The organism is Nitrospira marina (assembly GCF_059568365.1).
Map to the genome: position 1 here is coordinate 3,858,501 of NZ_JCANTH010000001.1, position 19,520 is coordinate 3,878,020.

A 19,520-nucleotide genomic window follows, 5' to 3' on the forward strand; every position below is an offset into this window, starting at 1 on the left:
TTTAGACAGGTGGTAACTCAGGGTTTAACAATTCTTTGATCTCTTTACCGGCTTTAAAAAACGGCATGCGCTTTTCAGGGACCGACACCGATTCTCCAGTTTTGGGGTTACGCCCCTCTTTAGTCTGACGGTGTCGAAGACGAAAACTTCCAAAACCACGGATTTCTGTTTTTTCTCCACGCTTTAAAGAATCACGGATGGAATCAAAAATGGTGTTGACTACTAACTCGGCTTGCCTTCGACTCAATTGGGGAGCCTTTTCCGCCAACTTTTCGATGAGATCCGCTTTTGTCATCCGATCCTCCTTCTCACAGAGACTCGCTTTTTGAACCTTGAGTTATGCCAATGAGCATCGCTTCTAAAAAGACGTAATTGATCCATTTTTGCTCGTCCGGATCAAGCCACCCAAAGGTACAGCAACGGGGTGGGAAAATGAGTCGTGGCAAAGGTGCGAACGCTTCCAAGAAATGTGTTTTCAAGTATATCCCTGAATGAAAACGGCTTGCTCACCTCCATGACACGTGGCTCCCCCTCAATCCCGCCTAATTCGCCGGCTAGTTTAATGGCATCGTGCAAATCACCGATATCATCAACTAACAAAATTGACTTGGCTTGCTGCCCTGTAAAGACACGCCCATCGGCTAGCTGCTCGACCTCCGCCACATCCAGGGATCGCCCATCGGCCACCGCATCGATAAATTGACGATGGACATCATTCATCACCAACTCTAAGACCTTGCGATCTTCCTCATTCATGGGACGAAAAGGAGAGCCGATATCTTTATATTTTCCACTTTTCACTACAAGGTTCTTGACCCCGATTTTTTCCAGTAACTCGTGAAAATTTGCCAATTGCATAATGACGCCGATACTCCCCGTTAAAGTACCCGCATTAGCGAGAATGCGATCGGTGCCCACGGCAATATAATAGCCTCCCGAAGCCGCCACCGTACCCATGGATGCGATCACCGTTTTATTCTTTTCTTTTCTCACTCTCTTAACGGCATTATAAATTTCTTGAGAAGGCGCCACGCCCCCACCTGGGCTATCAATTCTCACCACAATCGCTTTGACCAAAGGATCGTCAGCAAAGTTTTTCAGTTCCTCGACAGTCTGATACGAATCAAGAATGGGACCCTCAACCCGAACGATGGCCACACCATCCTTACCTGCTAACAATAATTCCGGAATCAGGCTTTTCCCAACACTAAACAGGACAAGGCCTCCGAGAATCATCCACAGCACGCGCTTCCATCGAGGATACCCATTACTCATAATATTCGGGATTGGCCATAAGTCCTGCGCTCATCCAATCCATCCTGCCCATGAAGCCTATTCGCCTTCATCCCCTTGATCTTTCTTTTGGACAACTCGCCCACCAAGGCTTTGATCAACGCTGCCTTGAGAGCTATTAAATTCTTCCACCTCGGTTTGTTCTAGGTCCTTCAAATGCTCCCAAAGACTTAAGGCAATTTTCCGATCGTCACAATCAACCTTAACGATTTTCGCTGCTACTTCCTGACCAACAGCAAATTTTTCCTCAAGGCGCTCCTGCACATCCGGCCCGATCTCACTGATGTGAATCAACCCTTCTACGCCCCCTTCCAATTCCACAAAGACCCCAAAGTCGGCGATTTTGGAAACTTTGCCGGTGGTAACTTCGCCAACATGATATTGCTGGGGAATTTCAGAGACCCATGGATCCGAGATCAACTGCTTATACCCCAAAGATAAACGTTCCTTTTCCTTATCAATTTTTAAAATAACGGCTTTGACCGATTGCCCCTTCTTAAACAGCTCGGAAGGATGCTTAATATGCTTGGTCCACGACATATCAGAAATATGGATCAACCCATCGACACCTTCATCTAAACCGACAAAAGCGCCAAAATCGGTGACACTTTTTACTTTACCCTCAATTTCCGTTCCTTCAGGGTACTTGTCTTCAATAATATCCCATGGGTTAGGCGCAGTTTGTTTCATCCCAAGGGAAATCTTCCGGCTATGCTGGTCAACATGGAGCACCTGAGCTTCTATGGTATCGCCCACAGACACGACCTTTGATGGGTGGCGAACCTCATGGGTCCAAGACATTTCCGACACATGGACCAAACCCTCGACGCCTGGCTCCAATTCCACAAACGCACCATAATCGGTCAGGCTCACTACTCTCCCATTCACGCGACTTCTTGCCGGATATTTTTCTTCAACTTTTGTCCAGGGATCTGGAGATTTTTGCTTAACGCCCAAGGATATACGACCCGTTTCCCGGTCATATTTCAATACTAAGACTTCAACTCGATCCCCAATGGAGAACATATCGGATGGATGTCCCACACGGCCCCAGGAAATATCGGTAATGTGTAACAGGCCATCAATACCTCCTAAATCCAAGAACGCCCCATAATCCGTAATGTTCTTTACAGTGCCTTCAATCAATTGCCCTTCAGACAATGTCGACAATGTCGACTGTCTTCGTTTATCCCGAGTTTCTTCGAGCAGCGCGCGTCTGGAGACTACGACATTGCCCCGACGATGGTTAATTTTAATAATTTTAAAGTTATAGGTTTTCCCGACCAGACCATCCAGATCTCTGACCGGCGTCAAATCAATTTGCGATCCTGGCAAAAAGGCCTTCACACCGATATCAACGATCATGCCGCCCTTTATACGAGAAATGACTTTCCCTTGCACTTGTTTTTCATCTTTGTGAGCAACTTCCAAATCCTCCCACACCTTCATCTTGTCGGCTTTTTCTTTGGAGAGGAGCAAATTGCCATCCGCATCTTCACATTGCTCGATATACACTTGAACCGGGTCATTCACCGCCAGCTGTTCCAACTCTTCCGGAGAAAATTGGTCGGCAGGGATCATGCCTTCGGACTTATAGCCAATATCCACCACCACACGATCTCGCTGGATATCAATGACTCTGCCCTCGGTAATTGTTCCTTCTTCAATATTTTTAAACGTTTCGTCGTATAATGCGGCAAGAGTTTCGCGATCAATTTTTTCAGGTTGTTGAGTAAGAGTATTCATCCGACTTTTGATACCTCCAGGAGAGTTTGGCGGGTTAAATGGTGATTGCCATGATTATTCACACAACTTGCTTTTTGAATCTGTTTCATATGCATCCTGGGTCGGAGAGGGAACGCCACCCAATTGAGCAATATGATCCATGACCGTTATCGATACGTCCTCATAAAATGACTTGACACTCTTCCCCTCATCTTTACAAAATTTCAGCGGTTTTCCAAAGCTGACCTTTAACGGAAACAGCCGCGGCCATCGAGCCTGAATGGGAAGAACTGTAAAGGTACCAGAAATATACACAGGAATCACCTGGCATTGTGATTCAGCTACCAAATAACCCAAGCCAGGCTTCCCGATCTGCAAGGACCCGTCCTCCGTTCTTGTCCCCTCGGGGAAAATAACTACGGGTTCACCTGCTTTCAAGTGAGAGAGTGCCTGCCCAAAGGCTTTCCTGTCCAGTCTGTGCGTTTTTAAAGGGATCCAGCCGAGCTTTTGCAAAGCCCAATTCAGATACCGATTGGGAAATAAACTCGCTCTCCCTAAAAAAAAAACCCGCCGCGGAATCGCGCACCCTAACAAGGGAATATCAAAGTAACTGGCATGATTAGCCGCAACGATAATCCCTCCTGTCTTGGGAAAGTGTTGAGAACCTTCTGTCCGAAATCGAAACAGGAGGCGCGCCAACCCATTAAACAGGATCCATAACAGCCCGTAGGCCACTCCACTCACAAACGATCCGCTATGAATTGCATCATGTGGCCGACAACTTCTTCAACAGAGAGTTGAGAGGTATCAATCATGATCGCCTCAGGCGCCGGACGTAAAGGGTCGACCATTCTTGTCCGGTCACGATCATCTCGGACGGCCATGTCGTTACGCACGGTCTTCAGATCAATAACTTTCCCTTGTTGACCTAATTCTCGTTGCCGTCGATTCGCTCGAATCTCCAATTCCGCATCGAGGAAAAACTTTACATCAGCACTAGGGAACACTCGTGTCCCCATATCCCTTCCTTCAGCAATAACTCCCACTTCACCAACAACTTTTCGCTGAATCGGGAGTAACCAGTCCCTGACGGACTGAATAGCTGCAATGCAGGAAGCCAAATGGCTAATGTCTGGCGTTCTGATGACCTCCTGATCAATTGCCTGCCCATCGACCCAAATGGAAAGGACATCCCCACTCAGCATCAGTCGCAGATCGGTCCGAGCTAGAAGTGCTTGGATGTAAGCAAGATTATTCGGGTCAAGCTGTTCTTGGTGAACTTTCCAGGCAATCGCGCGATACAAAGCCCCCGTATCCAGATAAACACATCCAAGACGGGTAGCCAGACACTTGGCCACAGTGCTCTTCCCGACTCCAGCTGGACCGTCAATAGTGATCACGAACCGACGACGTTGAACGGCCCTGTTCTCCTCTTACGAACTAATTTCTGGAGCATTATAATGGTCATTCAGAATTTGTCAATAAATCCAACAGCTTATCTTTGAAACCCGGGAAGGAGGTCTCAACGCATGCCACATCCTCAATGGTAATCGGAGATTGCGCCACTAATCCACAGATGGCCAGCGACATCACAACCCGATGATCGCCATAACTCTGACAAACCGCACCATTAATCAGGGAACCGCCATTGATGACTAAACCATCCGGCTGTTCCTCAACTTCAACGTGAAGACGGGATAATTCTGTCGCCATAGCTCGAATGCGATCGGTCTCTTTTACGCGAAGTTCGTGTGCTCCGGTAATGCGTGTCTGTCCATGGGCCAAAGCGGCAGCCACACACAATATAGGCAATTCATCAATCGTTTTGGGAATGAGTTCAGGCCCAATGGTCATTCCCCTCAACGGAGCAGACCGCACACGGATATCACCTACCGGTTCCCCCGATTTTTCTCGTTGGTTGATGATGGTGATATCAGCTCCCATCTCGAGGAGAATATCCAGAATGCCCGTTCGCTCCGGATTCAATCCTATACCAGTGAGCAGGATATCCGAATCGGGAACGATCGATGCCGCAACCATAAAAAACGCCGCAGCCGAGATATCTCCAGGGACCTCGATCGGCTTTCCATCAAAGGAGGGTCGCCCTTGAAGTTGCACGGTGCACCCATCAACCTGAAGGGGAACTCCCAAATAGGATAAGAGACGCTCCGTATGATCTCGGGATCGTCGAGGCTCCTTCACAATGGTGGTCCCTTCGGCAAAGAGCCCGGCCAAGAGGACGCACGATTTAATTTGGGCGCTTGCGACAGGGGATTCGTAGAGAATCCCCTTGAGCCCGGTTCCTTGAATAGCCAAAGGAGCCAACTCACCGCCACGTCTTCCCGAGATGACGGCCCCCATTTGACGGAGAGGAGTGACCACCCGGCCCATCGGACGACTTCTCAGAGAGGAATCACCAGTCAGAACGGAAAAGAAATGTTGCCCGGCTAAGACGCCGGCCAAAAGGCGCAAACCCGTACCGGAATTTCCACAATCCAACACATTCGAAGGTTCCTGCAGGCCCCAGAGTCCTTTGCCGGTCACCTCAAGTCCCTCAGGCGTTTCCTCTACATCAGCGCCTAGGGCACGAATCACATCAAGGGTATTCAGGCAATCCTCGCCTTTAGAGTAGCCTGTAATACGTGTTCGGCCCTGCGCCAAGGCTCCAAAGATGAGGGCGCGATGCGTAATGGATTTGTCCCCCGGTACCGACAGGCTGCCACGAAGGGGTTTTTTGGTCGGAAGAATGGTGAACTGATTCATATCAATCGTTCTCGGGAGGCTTTGGCCCGTGCAATCGCCTCGTACAATCCAGGTGCATCCCGTTTGCTCAACAACTCCCGAAAATTTTGTAGCTGTTGAATATACCGATCAACCATCTCGACCAAATTCCCATGATTGGCCACACAAATATCCCGCCACATTTCAGGAGAACTGGCCGCAATCCTCGTGGTATCGCGCAACCCTCCGCCGGAAAAATTCAGCAAGTCCGCCGGCTGAGATGTTCGTCCTTGCAATGTCTCCAGGGTGTGCATGAGAGAAAAAGCCGCGATATGAGGCAAATGACTCACTGCACCGAAGACCCAATCGTGGTCCATGGGATCCATTAACGCCACCACAGATCCGACAGTTTCCCAAAGGTGACGAACCCTTTCCAAAGCCTGGGCATTCGTATGGGGAGTCGGAGTCAGAATACATCGAGCGCCTTGAAACAAATGCGAATCGGCGTGCGCCACCCCCGATTTTTCTTTCCCGGCAATCGGATGGGCGCCGATAAAAAATGTCGAGGGAGGCACCCGGGCTTCAATTTTTGAGACCAGTTGGCCCTTCACGCTCCCAACATCACTCACGATGGCCGACGGGGCCAGATCTTTTCCCCACAGATCAATTTGGGAGAGGTAGGTCTCTACAGGAGTGGCCAGGACAATTAAATCCGATTGGCTCACCGCCCGATGTGCCTCCAAGGCAAACTGATCAATGGCACCCATTCGAACGGCGAGTTCGAGATTTTCTTGTCGACGACCGATCCCCACGACCGTTTTGGCCAGGCCCTGTTCTTTCAGTGCAAGGCCGAGAGAGCCTCCAAGCAAGCCTATCCCGATAATGGACACGTGGCGGAACAGCGGTTCTAAATGGGAAGTCGACATGATGGAAGGCAAAAGTGTCGGAATCTCAAAAGAACAATCAAAGTTCCCGGCCGACAGCCTGCGCCACCTTTTGTAAATCATTCATGAGTTGGGTAAACCGGCTGGGCTTCAGCGATTCCTCTCCATCGCACAAGGCACATTCCGGATTAGAATGGACTTCAATCAACAAGCCGTCAGCTCCAGCCGCAATTGCGGCTTTGGCCATAGGGGCCACAAGCTTCCAATTCCCGGTTGCGTGACTTGGATCAACAATAACAGGCAAATGCGTCATTTCTTTCAGGGTGGGCACCGCACTTAAGTCGAGCGTATTGCGATACTGAGGCTCAAAGGTGCGAATTCCCCTTTCACACAGCATGACATTCCGATTGCCACGGGACATAATATATTCTGCGGACAAAAGTAACTCTTTAATCGTGGCCGACAGCCCACGCTTCAACAAAACGGGTTTGTCATAGGCCCCAACCTCTTTTAACAGTTCAAAATTTTGCATATTGCGGGCGCCAACTTGGATCACATCCGCCTTTTCCAAAAAATGTCCGAGATCACGAGCATCCAAAATTTCACTCACTACCGGAAGGCCGGTTTGTTTCCTGGCCTCAGCCAAAAACTCCAATCCTTCCTGTCCCAACCCCTGAAAGGAATAGGGCGATGTACGAGGCTTATACGCGCCGCCACGCAAAATGGTGGCACCGGCTCTAGCCACTTCTTGGGCGATGCCCACCGTAATTTCTAATTTCTCCACCGCGCAAGGACCGGCCATAATCACGATCCGACTTCCTCCAACCTTCACGCCGGCCACGTCGATGACGGAATCGTGTTTTTGAAATTCACGGCTCACTAACTTCCAGGGAGCTAGAATCGGAGTCACACTTTCCACACCGGGAAACACGCTCAAGGGTTGCCCTTGCAGCACCCGGTCATCGCCAAGCACCGCTACAATGGTCCGTTCTTTCCCCTTCGTGATTTGCGTGACCATCCCTAACGAACGAAGACGATCAATTAAGTGATCAACATTCTGCTCTGTGGCTTCGGGTTTTAAGACGATAACCATTAAATGAATCAGAATCCTTGCGCTAGGACAGGGTGGAGAGCACTCGGGTTAACGATTCAAGAAAGCGCCGATTTTCGGTCGGTTGCCCAATGGTCACCCGGAGCATTGGCCCACGAATATGCCGGACAATGACGCCTTCCCGAAGCAACGCGTCAAACGCACGCCTTCCATCAATCCCTACATTGAAATACAAAAAGTTGGCTTGACTGGGAACGGGCTCTAAGCCCATGGTGATCAGCCTCTCTTGCAGAAACGTCATTTCGGCTTCATTCATAGCCCGGCTTTTGGCCACATGATCGTCATCGGACAGGGCTGCTCGTGCGGCTTCTTGAGCCAGGCTATTCACGTTGAAAGGGGGACGAACACGATTTACATATCCGGCGATTTCTTTGGTCGTACACCCATAACCCACTCGCAACCCTGCCAATCCATAAATTTTTGAAAATGTCCGTAGTACCACTACCGGCCGCCCCTCACGAACATACTGCAAGCTGTCCGGAAAATCGGGATGTCGCACGTATTCATAATACGCTTCATCAAATACGACGACCACATGATCAGGAAGTCGAGAGAGGAAGCCATCGATTTCCCGTGCCGTCAGCATGGTGCCCGTGGGATTATTCGGATTGCAGAGAAAAAAGAGCCGCGTGCGGTCGGTGACCGCGTCCACCATGGCTGCTATATCATGGACCCAATTTTTCAAGGGCACTTCTACCGGTACACCATGCCCTCCCAACACAGAGAGCTTGTACATGACAAACGTCAGATCGGCCATGACCGCTTCATCACCAGGAGAGAGAAACGCGCGAACTAAGAGACTAATGATTTCATCTGACCCATTGCCCACCAGAACCTGATCATCGGAAACCTTCCACCGCTCAGCTAACGCTTGCCGAAGGTAGTGAGCCCCGCCATCCGGATACCGGTGAAGCGACGCGGCTGCCCCTGCTAAAACCTGTAGCGCATTTGGCGAAGGACCCCAAGGATTTTCATTAGAGGCCAGCTTAATTGCCTGAGTTATTCCCAGTTCCCGCTCTAATTCGTCCAAGGGTTTCCCTGGAGAATATGGGGTTAAGGAAGCGATTGTGGGATGAACACGCAATGGCATGGGCTTACATTCTTTCTTTTGTACACCTGCGGGAAATATCAGAAAACTTCATTTCAACCTGAAACGATCCTGTGCCCCAGCCCCTTCCGAACCTCCATACTTCAAGGGCCACAGGTTGGGCCAGACTCTACTGATGAGAAGAATACGAACCCAGAACCTTCATCATCAAACAACGAGACCTGACTTCCTCCAGGGCCTTTTTCAGGCGATCATCGTCCTGATGTCCCTCCAAATCCATATAAAACAGATATTCCCAGACTTTTCGTCGGGTAGGCCGTGATTCAATTTTGGTCATACTAATGCCGTGCGATGAAAACGGGCGGATCAGGTCATACAAAGCTCCAACCCGGTCCTTTGCTGAGACAATGATCGAGGTTTTATCACGACCGGTTGGTTCAGCTCCCTTTTGGGATAAAATGAGGAACCTGGTGAAATTATTAATGTTATCTTCAATTCGTGATCGCAGAATATTCAACCCATATAGCTGGGCAGCTAATTCGGAGGCAATGGCCCCTGCTGTTGGATCACTCACGCACCGTTCAGCAGCCCGAGCCGTACTTGGCTCTTCCGCAAAATTCACAGAAGGCAAATTGGTTTCCAGCCAGTTTCGGCATTGGGCAAGGGCATGCGGATGAGAATAGACCGTCTTGACTTCTTCTAATTTTTCCCCTTTCGAAAGAAAGTGATGGGAAACTTCCAGCATCACTTCACCATAAATCAACAAGGGTGAATCCACGAACAAATCTAACGTATGGTTGACCACCCCTTCCGTTGAATTTTCTATGGGAACCACGCCAAACCGCATACGTCCCCGTTCCACTTCATCAAACACATCCTTAATACTATTGACCGACACGTAGTCGGCCGATCCCCCGAACTTCCGCATGGCAGCCAGATGCGTAAACGTGGCAGGTGGCCCTAGATACGCGACCGTTTGTGTTCCCTCGAGAGAAAGGGACGCCGACATAATCTCCCGGTAAACATGACGCAGGGCCTCACTAGGAAACGGCCCTGGATTCTTGCGCATCAACCGTTCCACGATCGCCACTTCCCGCCCAGGCGTGTGAAGATGGGCAGACGAATCCTGTTGTTTTTTCAGATGCCCAATTTTAATGACGTATTGGGATCGCTCATTTAATATGTTCAGAATGTCGTCATCAAGCCGGTCGATCTCTTGACGGCATTGTTGCATGTCCTCTGGAAGCTCCATGAGACTCATCCTTTATTCTGCAAAATCTGCAATTTAGGCAGGAGCATACAAGGAATACCATGCTCTGGCAAGCAGGCGTTTCCCCCTGTCAGTTTGCGACTTTCCTTCATAAATAGGGCTACATTTCCCGACCACTAACGCTGGGTCTTTCCCGGTCAGCACGGCACCAGGAATACATACCGCTGAAGGCGATCACTCAAACACCGATCGGTCGCTTTGATCGTCCAGTCGGAAAAGGTGGCGGTAATCCAGTCCAAGGTCATAGAGGAATCCCCATAGGTCACGTCACCGTCGATCGGGGCCCAGTTGTGCGGATTGAAGGCGAAGCCTTCTTCGCGATGTCGAACGGCTAGGGCCACTTTCTGCTCGGGTGATGTATGAGGGTCATGCTCCCAGTTTTCGACAGGGCGAATGGTCATGGCCAACAGGCCATCATCCGCAATATATTTCCGTAAAGTGTTCAACGAGGTTATCATCGCTCTGCGGGACAAATGAGTATACACAGAGAAGGCATAAATGAGGTCAAACTTTGTCTCCCCAACCGGTAGGGACGTAGGCAAATACTCGGATACTGCGAAATTTGTGCACAGTCCCGACTCCCGGCAAAGCTCAATTGATTGTTCCCGGGGATCAACCCCGAAGATTTTTTCCTCGGCAGTGAAGTAATAGAGCAATTGCGCGATACGCCCATAACCGCATCCGAAGTCTAAGACAGTGGCATTATCCAATTGCCTCCCGGTCACGCGCGTGTAGTTATAACTCAACGCACGCACGAACGCCGTGGTTTCCTTGAGCAATGCCACCCCATGGTTCCCCGTCCAGCTTCGCTGAACCTCATCACTCGCCATCGAAGGGAGTAATCGTGAAAGCTTGGGGTACCCAGGATCAGGCATGGACAAAATAACCAAACCGAAGTCATCAAGACTGAGTTGACGAAGACCGGTTATGGCATCCCGACGAGTAACCACCCCTGGGTCATTCTCCAATGCACGCATGACCTCCCTGATATACCCAAACATATGGTCTTTGGTGGAATCCACACTCACGGACACAGAAAACGCGGATGGAAGCTCCTTTAACAGCTTCAACCCATAGGGCCTTAATATTTTTTTAATGAAGTTTTTCATCGCCTGTTGAACATGCTCCCCATTCAATTTCCTCTTTCATCCTGTCAGAAAGCTTGCAGACGTCCGCGTTCAGATGAGCATAGTGATTAACAAATTTAGGGGAGAAAGTCATAGGCTGGCTTAACAGGTCGAGGTCGCGGAAAATGGATAATGAGCCTTTCTTAGACTGCTCGTGAACTCCCGTGATGCCCATGCACCAATCAAGACGAAAAGTTTGAAATCTAATGACTAAAGTTGTATCCAATCATAGGTAGCCCCAAGAAACCCACAATAACGCTTTGCGGAAAAATACGCACAAACCCTTTCCCCTTTTCCTAAGATTAGGCGAAATAATACTGTTGCGACCGGCAAATTGATTACCATATTAGCTGGCCTCTTCCCGCCATGGGTAGGTTGCATCCATATTCCTTTGAACATCTTGTAGCTTTCTCTCTGCCCACACAGCAGCCTCGGAAATAGCGTCATCAGGTGTGTCTAGTGAATATGCCTTCTCCAAAATGACGTTGCTAAAGGTCGAAGCGGCAGCTGTCATCCATGAGCCACCTTGGCCATCGACCCGAAGAAGAACTGTCACCCAGCGATTCTGCTTGCAGAGTTCAACCTCTGTCAGATGCCCCGATTTTGAAGAATCATCTACTATGACGAATTGAGCGATTGCACCGATAGCCACTACTTTTTGTGCAAGATCGTGATAGGGGTGGTCTGGAACATCCTTAATCAGCAATGGATCGTACCCGAGATGCTTTAATGCATCCCCGATGGCGACAAGACGAGCCATTCCGTCTTGGTCATAATGGCCCCAAGAGTAGCACTGTTTTCTGCTTAAAGGTTTCAATGTACTGACGAATAGAGTCGTGTCGTTCCTGTGCTCTTTTGCTTTCGACAAGAGCTGCGAGAACTTCATCCTTCGCTCGCGAGATAGCTCTTTCTCGGCTCCAAAATTGAGCAGAACGGTTACCGTACATTTCGCCATAATGAAAATGATGTCTCCAGTCCCTCGCTTCAAAATTGATATTTTTAATGAAGAGCTCTGCCCCGTCATTCATCAGCCGAAATGGAAAAGCACCGCTTAGCGTCGCATCTGAAATGCCGCTATTTGAGCCAATAATGCTCAATAATGGCCCGTTTCGCGAAGCCAAGCTGGTGCGGACACCAGCAGGCCTTCAATTCTTGCACTGCCTCTCTGTGTCTCGATGACCGTGGTTTCAGCTGGGAAGTACTCGATGGCTGTTCCAAATTGCGTGGACACATATCCAATAATGCGAGCTGGCAAGAGGGAGAGATGAAACAACTCCTTCCCGATCTCGGACGAAAGATAACTATCGGCTGTATTCGAAAGGCAAGAATGAAAGACTTCTATGTATTCCCGTAGGCTATCTTCAGTGACATTCATTACTTGTACCCGAGAAATTTGAAATAATTAGACTGATCCGCATAGCAACAAACCCTTTGATGAGTTCACAGAGTGACGAAGTTAGTCAAGTTGCTGATGGAAAGCGGGTAGTCTGGAAAGATTGAAGGTTGGCAGAGTGTGGAAAACGTTCAGCCCAGAGATCGTAAGGAGTATGGGGTAAGGATTTATTTTTTAATGATAACTTTCAGCATGGGTGGGGAATTTTCCGCATTCAACTTCTTCTTTATACCGCCGGAGCGCCTGCAAGGCATCCGCCTTCAGATGTGCATAGGGTTTGACAAATTTCGGGACAAAGTCATCGAAAAGGCCTAACAGGTCGTAAAGCACCAACACTTGCCCGTCACATCCTTGCCCGGCGCCAATACCAATGGTCGGTATTGAAAGGGTTTCAGTGATGCGTCGTGCCAGTTCGGTCGGCATGCATTCCAGGACCACGGCAAATGCCCCGGCGGCTTCCAGTGCCTTGGCATCATTCACAATAGTTTCGGCTTCATCCTGGGCCTTCCCCTTAACCGAATACCCGCCCGATTGATTCACTGACTGTGGTGTCATACCAACGTGACCCATAACGGGAATGCCAAAACGCGTCATGGCCTCTACCCGATCAATCACTGCTATTCCCCCTTCAAGTTTCACGGCGGCGGCCCCCGCTTGCAGAAAGCGCCCCGCATTCCGCACCGCATCTTCCACGCTGGGCTGGTAGGACATAAACGGCATATCTCCAATTACCATGGCTCGTGTGGCGGCCTGAGCCACTAACCGCGTGTGATAGAGCATGTCTTCCATGGTCACCGATAAGGTATTAGACTTGCCTTGCACGACCATCCCAAGAGAATCGCCCACGAGAATGACGTCCAGCCCGGCCTGCTCCACAATCCGCGTGAACAGCGCATCGTAGGCGGTCACGACCGTTAACTTTTTGCCCTGTTTTTTATGTTGTATAAATTCAGGAATCGTCATGTACGCCAACTTCTGTGTAACCTGAGGGTTATGTGCCGACTGTCCGTTTGGCAGATTCCACGGTATTCTGAAGCAACATGGCGATTGTCATCGGACCCACACCGCCGGGAACGGGTGTGAGCCATCCCGCTCGCTCTGTAACCCGTTCAAAATCCACATCCCCGACTAACTTTCCATCGGCTAATCGATTAATCCCCACATCAATCACGGTCGCCCCCGGTTTCACCATCTCTGGGGTGACGAAGAGAGGTTTCCCGATTGCCGCAATCACGATGTCGGCTTCACGAACGACGGCGGGAAGATCTTTGGTGCGGGAATGACAGATGGTGACGGTGGCATGTCGATGCAAAAGCAACATGGCCACGGGTTTTCCTACAATATTACTCCGACCAATCACTACGGCTCGTTTCCCGGCAATATCTTGTCCCGTCGACTCGATCATCTGAATGACCCCCTTAGGCGTACAGGGAACAAACACCGGGTCGCCTGTGACTAACCGCCCGACATTGACCGGATGAAACCCGTCGACATCTTTCTCGGGAGAGACGGCTTGCAAAATTGCTTGACTGTCCATGCCGGGCGGCAAAGGGAGCTGGACCAGGATGCCGTGAATTCGAGTATCGGTATTCAACTGGTGGATCAATCGCAATAAGGTCTCTTGAGTCGTGGACGCCGGCAGACGATGTTCCTGGGGATAGAGCCCGGCTTTTTCACAGGCTATTTTCTTGTTCCGAACATAAACAGCTGAGGCTGGATCGTCTCCCACTAACACAGCTGCTAATCCGGGCTTGACCCCTGTGTCTTTTTCGAGAAGGCGAACCTCTTCTGCAATGCTCTCTCGAATCGCCTGGGCTAAGGCTTTGCCATCAATTATCTGTGCGGACACGTTGACTCCTTCACTTGAAAATGGTCAAACCACTTGTTTAGGGTATTTTACGATATCAGGCAGGGAAAATCTTCGTCAACGAAATGGCTGCCTTATCCTTCCTTGACACCCTACAAAATCCTCACTTACCATGCCACTTTAGCTTTTCCTCTAGGCATCCCTTGTTGCTCTGATCGTTAACATCGTCTCAGCGAAAGTTCGGTTGTTTTCATGAAACCATATTGTCTTGCTGCCTCTTTCAGGAATGGGATCCTTACCAGTCTGTTGCTGCTGAGTTGTTGGACGGCGATCTATGCCGAGGAGGTGACGAATTTAGCGTTCCCGCAAAGCATGATTGCCGATGGAGGGCAGGTCTATTTCATCGCCAATGCCAACGGAGACCCTGGAACACGTGAAAATAAGGGTTTTATTAGTAAAGTGACGACAGAGGGTAAGATGATTGACCTTCACTTTATCCAAGGTGGGGAAAAGTCGGTCACGTTGAACTCACCGAAAGGGATGGCCATTGTGGGTTCAACACTTTATGTGGCCGATCTAAATGTGGTCAGGGGATTTGACAAAAACACTGGACAATCACTCAATTCTATTCCCTTCACACAATTTCACAGTCAATCCCTTGCCGGGCTGGTGGCGGATCCTCACGGCGGGCTCTTTGTCTCTGATGCCGATTCCAATACCATTTATCACATTGAAGACCCCACCCACGATCATACCGTGAAGGTTTTTGCCCAGCATGAAAGCTTATCGCACCCGCGTGGACTTTCCATTCATCCCAGGAATGGGCATCTGGTCGGTGTCGGATGGGAGGATGGGAAAATTTTTGAGATTGACGAAAACGGGACGATTCAGGAGTTGTTTGCCAACACTTTGTTTACCGGTAGTTTCCATAATTTAGACGGTATTGATTTCGACAAATATGGCACCATGTATGTGTCCGATTTGACAGCAGGGAAAGTCTGGAGAATTTTGGCCAATCACAAAAAAGAGGTGATTGCGGAGTTTCTGTTGTCCCCTGCGGGAATCGGAATCGATCGGGTCAATCATGTGATTATGGTTCCCTACCTGTATGTGAATGGTGCAGAGATTAATGGTCTTGAGCGTCCCTCTAATGCTAAACCTAACAAAAAACCCCGATCCTGGTCTGATTATGGAATGGGCTGGCTCAAGAAGAATCCCGGCGAATGAGTAAATGCCTCTATTGTCATCAACGTAAAGGCAAACGGGCTTGTCCCGCACTTGGAGGCATGATTTGCAGTCAATGTTGCGGCACAAACCGCATCACGAATATCAGTTGCCCGACTTCCTGCGTCTTTCTCGAGAGCAATGATGACTATCAGCAAAAACGTGTTGGGAACAGGTTTGAACTCGAACGGCGAGGGTTCTATCGACAATTACTGGATCTCGGTGGAGAACGGGCGACTGAAATATTTTATGTCTTTGAGGCTCTAGCCTATCGATTTTTTCAAGATCGGCGTGATGCGGAAGATGCCGAGGTGCTGGAAGGCCTCCAAAGCCTTCGACGAAGCTTCAGTCTGATCCAAATACCAGAAGCCGGATTGCCAGCCTTCGGTGAAGAATTACGAAAGGAATTTAAGGTCTTTGGTGAGCGCCAACCATTAGAACCCACACTGGTCACCAACGTGTTAGACCAAGCCCAAATCTTTATTCAAGAATTTTCCGGACCAGGGATTCGTTCCCATCGCTTTTTACATGGATTACTCGGCTATATTCGGGAACGCCATCCTGATGTGGCAGAACAACTCGCCCGCCAAACCGGTGCGGGAGGGCGCATCATTATTCCCAGTGGATTTGATTATGCACCTGACCAACCTTCCACCGAACCGGTCAATTGATCGGCATCTTACATCCACATTCTGGCCATTCTCTGAGTTATTGAATCAGATCTATCGTCATTTCAATTCGCTCTAGAGGATTATCCTTCAGGTCACGAGGCTGGCTCACGATCGTATCGATGACGTCGAGACCTTTCACGACTTCCCCAAACACGGTGTACTGGCCATCCAAATGGGGAGCCTTATCCGCCATAATGAAAAACTGCGATCCCGCGCTATTGGGATCTGCCGTGCGGGCTGCGGAAAGAATGCCTTTTTCGTGAATAATCCGATTAAATTCTGCTGGAACCGTGTAGCCAGGGCCCCCGGTTCCGTATCGGCTTCGATTGGCTGGATCTTTGGTCAAAGGATCCCCCCCTTGAATCATAAATCCAGGAATGACCCGATGAAAAATGGTTCCATTATAAAATCCTGACTTGGCTAATTTGAGAAAACTTTCAACATGCTTGGGTGCTAGTTCCGGAAATAACACGGCTTCCATTTCTCCAAACTTCGTTTTAATCAGAACGTGAGGTGCCTTGGTCTCAGCCTTCGATGGTTCTTCCGCTGCCGCCTCGTTTGGGACAGGAGAACCACCGGCAGTGACAATGGTGAACAGTCCGATCACCATCAAGAGCTGACGTAGACCGCTGGCTAAAGTCCGTGGCTGCAACACACCCCTCATAATTCCTCCTCCATGGCTAATCTATTGATTTCTTGATTGAATGATTGGGCCCGTCTGAAACATCAAGCCCAGCCTGTGCCATCGCTTGCGCTGCCGCAGCTTGTTCGGCCTCTTTTTTCGTCCGACCTTCTCCCTGACCCATTATTTTTCCTTGAATTTCCACCGTGACAACAAAAACTTTTTGATGATCCGGGCCGGATTCTCGAACTAGTCGATATTGGGGACTTGCTCCAAATTGTTTATGCGTCCACTCTTGCAAACGGCTTTTCCCATCCCACCCCACTGAGGACACAGAGTTGTTCTGTAATGAAGAAAATTCCGTGGTCAAAACTTTTTGAATAAACGCTCTCGCGTCACCCAACCCCCCATCAAGATACACCGCCCCAATGATCGCTTCAAGGCCATTGGCTAACAGCGATATTTTTTCTCGGCCCTTGGTGGCTTCCTCCCCCCGACCCAATCGTAACCACTGCCCTAAATTGAGACGGCTTGCTGCTTTCGAAAGAGTGGATCGGCTAATTAATCCGGCTTTAATCTTGGAGAGTTCGCCCTCTGTAGAGTCCGGGAACATCGCCGCAAGACTTTCGCTGACAACCAATCCCAACACCGCATCCCCTAAAAATTCTAACCGTTCATTGTGGGGACTCACCGCCTGGGGTTGAGTTTGAGAAAATGAACGGTGGGTGAGCGCCTCACATAGCAGGGCTTGCTGCTTAAATTTATACTCCAACGATTCCTGAATGTCTTCAAATGCAAGAGCAGCCACGAGATCTACAAAGAATTGGTAATATTGACACGCATGATCGTTATTCTCTTATCTCTTGAGTTAAACGTCGTAGTATATCATATCTTTTCGTGGCGAGGTCGGGGCAACGGCACCCGACGTCCCGAGAGGCACCCCTCTCGAAACAATCTAATCAGGAAGGGACCATGCTGCCTACTCTTCCTTCCAACGCCGGAATACCAGACAAGCATTGACCCCACCAAATCCAAATGCATTGGATATGGCTACATCAATGGCACAGGATCTGGCATGAGTTGGAATATAATCCAAGTCGCATTCGGGATCTGGCGTTTCCAAATTGATCGTCGGAGGAATGATGCCATGGTGCATAGCCAAAATAGAAAAGACTGCTTCAATTCCCCCGGCAGCCCCCAATAGATGGCCGGTCATGGATTTGGTTGAACCCACAGGAATGGAATAGGCCCGGTCCCCAAAGACGTGTTTGATGACCTGCGTTTCAATCCGATCGGCGAACGTGGATGTGGCATGAGCATTAATATATCCCACAGATTCTTTGGCGATTCCCGCATCCTGAATCGCACGCTCCATACAGGTCACCGCACCGGCCCCATCATCTGGTGGGGCGGTAATATGAAAGGCATCGCTATTCATGGCATAGCCGATCACCTCGGCATAAATGCGCGCGCCTCGAGATTTGGCGTGTTCCAATTCCTCTAGGATCAACACACCGGCACCTTCGCCAATGACAAACCCGTCACGGTCTTTATCAAAAGGCCGACTGGCCCGTTTCGGTTCATCATTTCTCCTGGACAACGCCTTCGCCGCGGCAAATCCAGCAACTGCTGTCGGGCAGATGGTCGATTCCGATCCTCCCACCAGCATCACATCGGCCTCTCCCCGCTGAATCAGCCGAAATCCGTCCCCAATACAATGATTCCCTGTGGCGCAGGCCGTGACCGTACAGGCATTCGGACCCTTAGCACCAAAACGGATCGCCACCTGCCCGGATGCCAAATTAATAATGACCATCGGGATAAAAAATGGGGAAACCCGGTCGGGGCCACGTTCCAGCAACACCTTATGATAATGTTCAATGGCCGGAAGACCTCCAATGCCTGCTCCAATATAGACCCCCACACGGTCCGCCTCATCCGGGTTCACGACAAGCTTGGCATCATCCACCGCCTCCTGACTGGCGGCAAGGGCAAAATGGATAAAGGTATCCATTTTTTTAATTTCTTTTTTCTCAATAAACGTCGAGGGATCAAAGTTCTTAACCTCCCCCGCAATCTGCACCGAATACTGACTGGCATCAAATCGGGTAATGGGTCCGATTCCGGATTGGCCTTTGCATAATTTATCCCATGTGTTGGATACACCAATATCTAAAGGTGTAACCAATCCCAATCCTGTCACAACCACTCGTCGTGGTTTCCATTCAGTCATTGAGGCACTCCGTACATATCATGGCTGGAAAACCCAGATAATGAACCCTGGGCTTTACCTCCTCGACGCACGCGATCAACTATGGACAAACCGCACCTTCGCACAGTCATCGATGATCTTTTCAGACTTTTTCTTTAATAAAATCGATGGCCGCCGAGACCGTTTGAATTTTTTCTGCATCTTCATCCGGAATTTCGATCTCAAACTCTTCTTCTAAGGCCATTACCAATTCCACGGTATCTAAGGAATCAGCTCCAAGATCTTCCACAAACTTGGCCTCAGGGACCACGTCATCTTCTTCAACACCTAATTGTTCCACAATAATTTTTTTGACACGCTCTTCAACTGCCATTGTTGGCTCCTCCTCCTTACAAAGTTTATCGAATGACAC

General features: G+C 49.6%; 21 protein-coding genes. 2 read left to right on the forward strand and 19 right to left on the reverse strand.

The genetic code is table 11. The features are described 5' to 3' along the window. Position 1: 1 nt before the first annotated feature. The 15 genes from LX98_RS16625 to folD all read right to left on the reverse strand — a co-directional run bounded on the left by LX98_RS16625 (position 2) and on the right by folD (position 14,421). A complete protein-coding gene (locus LX98_RS16625; protein WP_312646236.1) occupies positions 2–295 on the reverse strand; it encodes an integration host factor subunit beta in 294 nt (97 codons plus the stop codon). Positions 296–396: 101 nt separating this feature from the next. Beyond that, positions 397–1,236, reverse strand: coding sequence for a signal peptide peptidase SppA (sppA, locus tag LX98_RS16630; RefSeq protein ID WP_496430623.1), 840 nt, complete (start codon positions 1,234–1,236; stop codon positions 397–399). 96 nt (positions 1,237–1,332) lie between these two features. Beyond that, the gene (locus LX98_RS16635) at positions 1,333–3,039 is read right to left on the reverse strand and encodes a 30S ribosomal protein S1 (RefSeq protein WP_312646232.1); all 1,707 of its coding nucleotides are present in this window, start codon (positions 3,037–3,039) and stop codon (positions 1,333–1,335) included. Positions 3,040–3,093: 54 nt separating this feature from the next. Next, entirely contained in the window at positions 3,094–3,762 is a 669-nt protein-coding gene (locus tag LX98_RS16640) for a 1-acyl-sn-glycerol-3-phosphate acyltransferase (protein WP_496429936.1), read from the reverse strand. Beyond that, positions 3,759–4,418 (reverse strand): (d)CMP kinase, encoded by a 660-nt coding sequence (cmk, locus tag LX98_RS16645; RefSeq protein WP_496429937.1) that lies wholly within the window; start codon positions 4,416–4,418, stop codon positions 3,759–3,761. The genes LX98_RS16640 and cmk overlap by 4 nt, the downstream gene beginning before the upstream one ends. A gap of 64 nt (positions 4,419–4,482) precedes the next feature. Continuing rightward, on the reverse strand, positions 4,483–5,781 hold the full coding sequence (gene aroA / locus LX98_RS16650; protein ID WP_496429938.1) for a 3-phosphoshikimate 1-carboxyvinyltransferase: 1,299 nt from the start codon (positions 5,779–5,781) through the stop codon (positions 4,483–4,485). Beyond that, the gene (locus LX98_RS16655) at positions 5,778–6,665 is read right to left on the reverse strand and encodes a prephenate dehydrogenase/arogenate dehydrogenase family protein (protein WP_496429939.1); all 888 of its coding nucleotides are present in this window, start codon (positions 6,663–6,665) and stop codon (positions 5,778–5,780) included. The genes aroA and LX98_RS16655 overlap by 4 nt, the downstream gene beginning before the upstream one ends. A gap of 37 nt (positions 6,666–6,702) precedes the next feature. Then, positions 6,703–7,716 (reverse strand): 3-deoxy-7-phosphoheptulonate synthase, encoded by a 1,014-nt coding sequence (aroF, locus tag LX98_RS16660; RefSeq protein WP_496429940.1) that lies wholly within the window; start codon positions 7,714–7,716, stop codon positions 6,703–6,705. 22 nt (positions 7,717–7,738) lie between these two features. Then, positions 7,739–8,824, reverse strand: a complete 1,086-nt coding sequence (gene hisC / locus LX98_RS16665; protein WP_496429941.1) for a histidinol-phosphate transaminase — start codon at positions 8,822–8,824, stop codon at positions 7,739–7,741. Positions 8,825–8,951: 127 nt separating this feature from the next. Next, positions 8,952–10,034, reverse strand: coding sequence for a prephenate dehydratase (gene pheA / locus LX98_RS16670; protein ID WP_496429942.1), 1,083 nt, complete (start codon positions 10,032–10,034; stop codon positions 8,952–8,954). 155 nt (positions 10,035–10,189) lie between these two features. Then, positions 10,190–11,161 carry a methyltransferase domain-containing protein gene (locus LX98_RS16675; RefSeq protein ID WP_496429943.1) on the reverse strand — a complete coding sequence of 324 codons (972 nt, stop codon included), beginning with the start codon at positions 11,159–11,161 and terminating at the stop codon, positions 10,190–10,192. A 364-nt stretch (positions 11,162–11,525) separates the two neighbouring features. Continuing rightward, complete coding sequence (locus tag LX98_RS16680; protein WP_496429944.1) at positions 11,526–12,203, reverse strand: hypothetical protein; 678 nt, start codon at positions 12,201–12,203, stop codon at positions 11,526–11,528. Between the two features lie 69 nt (positions 12,204–12,272). Then, positions 12,273–12,554 carry a hypothetical protein gene (locus LX98_RS16685; protein ID WP_496429945.1) on the reverse strand — a complete coding sequence of 94 codons (282 nt, stop codon included), beginning with the start codon at positions 12,552–12,554 and terminating at the stop codon, positions 12,273–12,275. Positions 12,555–12,746: 192 nt separating this feature from the next. Next, positions 12,747–13,535 carry a 3-methyl-2-oxobutanoate hydroxymethyltransferase gene (panB, locus tag LX98_RS16690; protein ID WP_496429946.1) on the reverse strand — a complete coding sequence of 263 codons (789 nt, stop codon included), beginning with the start codon at positions 13,533–13,535 and terminating at the stop codon, positions 12,747–12,749. 28 nt (positions 13,536–13,563) lie between these two features. Beyond that, on the reverse strand, positions 13,564–14,421 hold the full coding sequence (gene folD, locus LX98_RS16695; protein WP_496429947.1) for a bifunctional methylenetetrahydrofolate dehydrogenase/methenyltetrahydrofolate cyclohydrolase FolD: 858 nt from the start codon (positions 14,419–14,421) through the stop codon (positions 13,564–13,566). Positions 14,422–14,631: 210 nt separating this feature from the next. Here folD and LX98_RS16700 point away from each other — a divergent pair, with 210 nt between their 5' ends. Further along, positions 14,632–15,606 (forward strand): NHL repeat-containing protein, encoded by a 975-nt coding sequence (locus LX98_RS16700; protein WP_496429948.1) that lies wholly within the window; start codon positions 14,632–14,634, stop codon positions 15,604–15,606. After that, a complete protein-coding gene (locus tag LX98_RS16705; RefSeq protein WP_496429949.1) occupies positions 15,603–16,274 on the forward strand; it encodes a hypothetical protein in 672 nt (223 codons plus the stop codon). The genes LX98_RS16700 and LX98_RS16705 overlap by 4 nt, the downstream gene beginning before the upstream one ends. A 37-nt stretch (positions 16,275–16,311) precedes the next feature. Here LX98_RS16705 and LX98_RS16710 read toward each other — a convergent pair whose 3' ends face one another. The 4 genes from LX98_RS16710 to acpP form a co-directional block, all read right to left on the reverse strand. After that, a complete protein-coding gene (locus tag LX98_RS16710) occupies positions 16,312–16,779 on the reverse strand; it encodes a peptidylprolyl isomerase (protein ID WP_496430624.1) in 468 nt (155 codons plus the stop codon). A gap of 175 nt (positions 16,780–16,954) precedes the next feature. Then, positions 16,955–17,704: a ribonuclease III gene (gene rnc / locus LX98_RS16715; protein WP_496429950.1), complete on the reverse strand. Its 750-nt coding sequence runs from the start codon at positions 17,702–17,704 to the stop codon at positions 16,955–16,957. A 171-nt stretch (positions 17,705–17,875) separates the two neighbouring features. Continuing rightward, positions 17,876–19,129, reverse strand: coding sequence for a beta-ketoacyl-ACP synthase II (gene fabF / locus LX98_RS16720; RefSeq protein ID WP_496429951.1), 1,254 nt, complete (start codon positions 19,127–19,129; stop codon positions 17,876–17,878). A 121-nt stretch (positions 19,130–19,250) separates the two neighbouring features. Further along, entirely contained in the window at positions 19,251–19,481 is a 231-nt protein-coding gene (gene acpP / locus LX98_RS16725) for an acyl carrier protein (RefSeq protein ID WP_312646215.1), read from the reverse strand. Between the last annotated feature and the right edge of the window lie 39 nt (positions 19,482–19,520).

What these genes read in the sequence shown, in the direction of transcription:
- LX98_RS16625 (WP_312646236.1), bottom strand. Translation starts at nt 295, where the DNA reads ATGACAAAAGCGGATCTCATCGAAAAGTTGGCGGAAAAGGCTCCCCAA.
- sppA (WP_496430623.1), bottom strand. Translation starts at nt 1,236, where the DNA reads ATGATTCTCGGAGGCCTTGTCCTGTTTAGTGTTGGGAAAAGCCTGATT.
- LX98_RS16635 (WP_312646232.1), bottom strand. Translation starts at nt 3,039, where the DNA reads ATGAATACTCTTACTCAACAACCTGAAAAAATTGATCGCGAAACTCTT.
- aroA (WP_496429938.1), bottom strand. Translation starts at nt 5,781, where the DNA reads ATGAATCAGTTCACCATTCTTCCGACCAAAAAACCCCTTCGTGGCAGC.
- LX98_RS16655 (WP_496429939.1), bottom strand. Translation starts at nt 6,665, where the DNA reads ATGTCGACTTCCCATTTAGAACCGCTGTTCCGCCACGTGTCCATTATC.
- aroF (WP_496429940.1), bottom strand. Translation starts at nt 7,716, where the DNA reads ATGGTTATCGTCTTAAAACCCGAAGCCACAGAGCAGAATGTTGATCAC.
- hisC (WP_496429941.1), bottom strand. Translation starts at nt 8,824, where the DNA reads ATGCCATTGCGTGTTCATCCCACAATCGCTTCCTTAACCCCATATTCT.
- pheA (WP_496429942.1), bottom strand. Translation starts at nt 10,034, where the DNA reads ATGGAGCTTCCAGAGGACATGCAACAATGCCGTCAAGAGATCGACCGG.
- LX98_RS16675 (WP_496429943.1), bottom strand. Translation starts at nt 11,161, where the DNA reads ATGAAAAACTTCATTAAAAAAATATTAAGGCCCTATGGGTTGAAGCTG.
- LX98_RS16680 (WP_496429944.1), bottom strand. Translation starts at nt 12,203, where the DNA reads ATGACGGGGCAGAGCTCTTCATTAAAAATATCAATTTTGAAGCGAGGG.
- LX98_RS16685 (WP_496429945.1), bottom strand. Translation starts at nt 12,554, where the DNA reads ATGAATGTCACTGAAGATAGCCTACGGGAATACATAGAAGTCTTTCAT.
- panB (WP_496429946.1), bottom strand. Translation starts at nt 13,535, where the DNA reads ATGACGATTCCTGAATTTATACAACATAAAAAACAGGGCAAAAAGTTA.
- LX98_RS16700 (WP_496429948.1), top strand. Translation starts at nt 14,632, where the DNA reads ATGAAACCATATTGTCTTGCTGCCTCTTTCAGGAATGGGATCCTTACC.
- LX98_RS16705 (WP_496429949.1), top strand. Translation starts at nt 15,603, where the DNA reads ATGAGTAAATGCCTCTATTGTCATCAACGTAAAGGCAAACGGGCTTGT.
- fabF (WP_496429951.1), bottom strand. Translation starts at nt 19,129, where the DNA reads ATGACTGAATGGAAACCACGACGAGTGGTTGTGACAGGATTGGGATTG.
- acpP (WP_312646215.1), bottom strand. Translation starts at nt 19,481, where the DNA reads ATGGCAGTTGAAGAGCGTGTCAAAAAAATTATTGTGGAACAATTAGGT.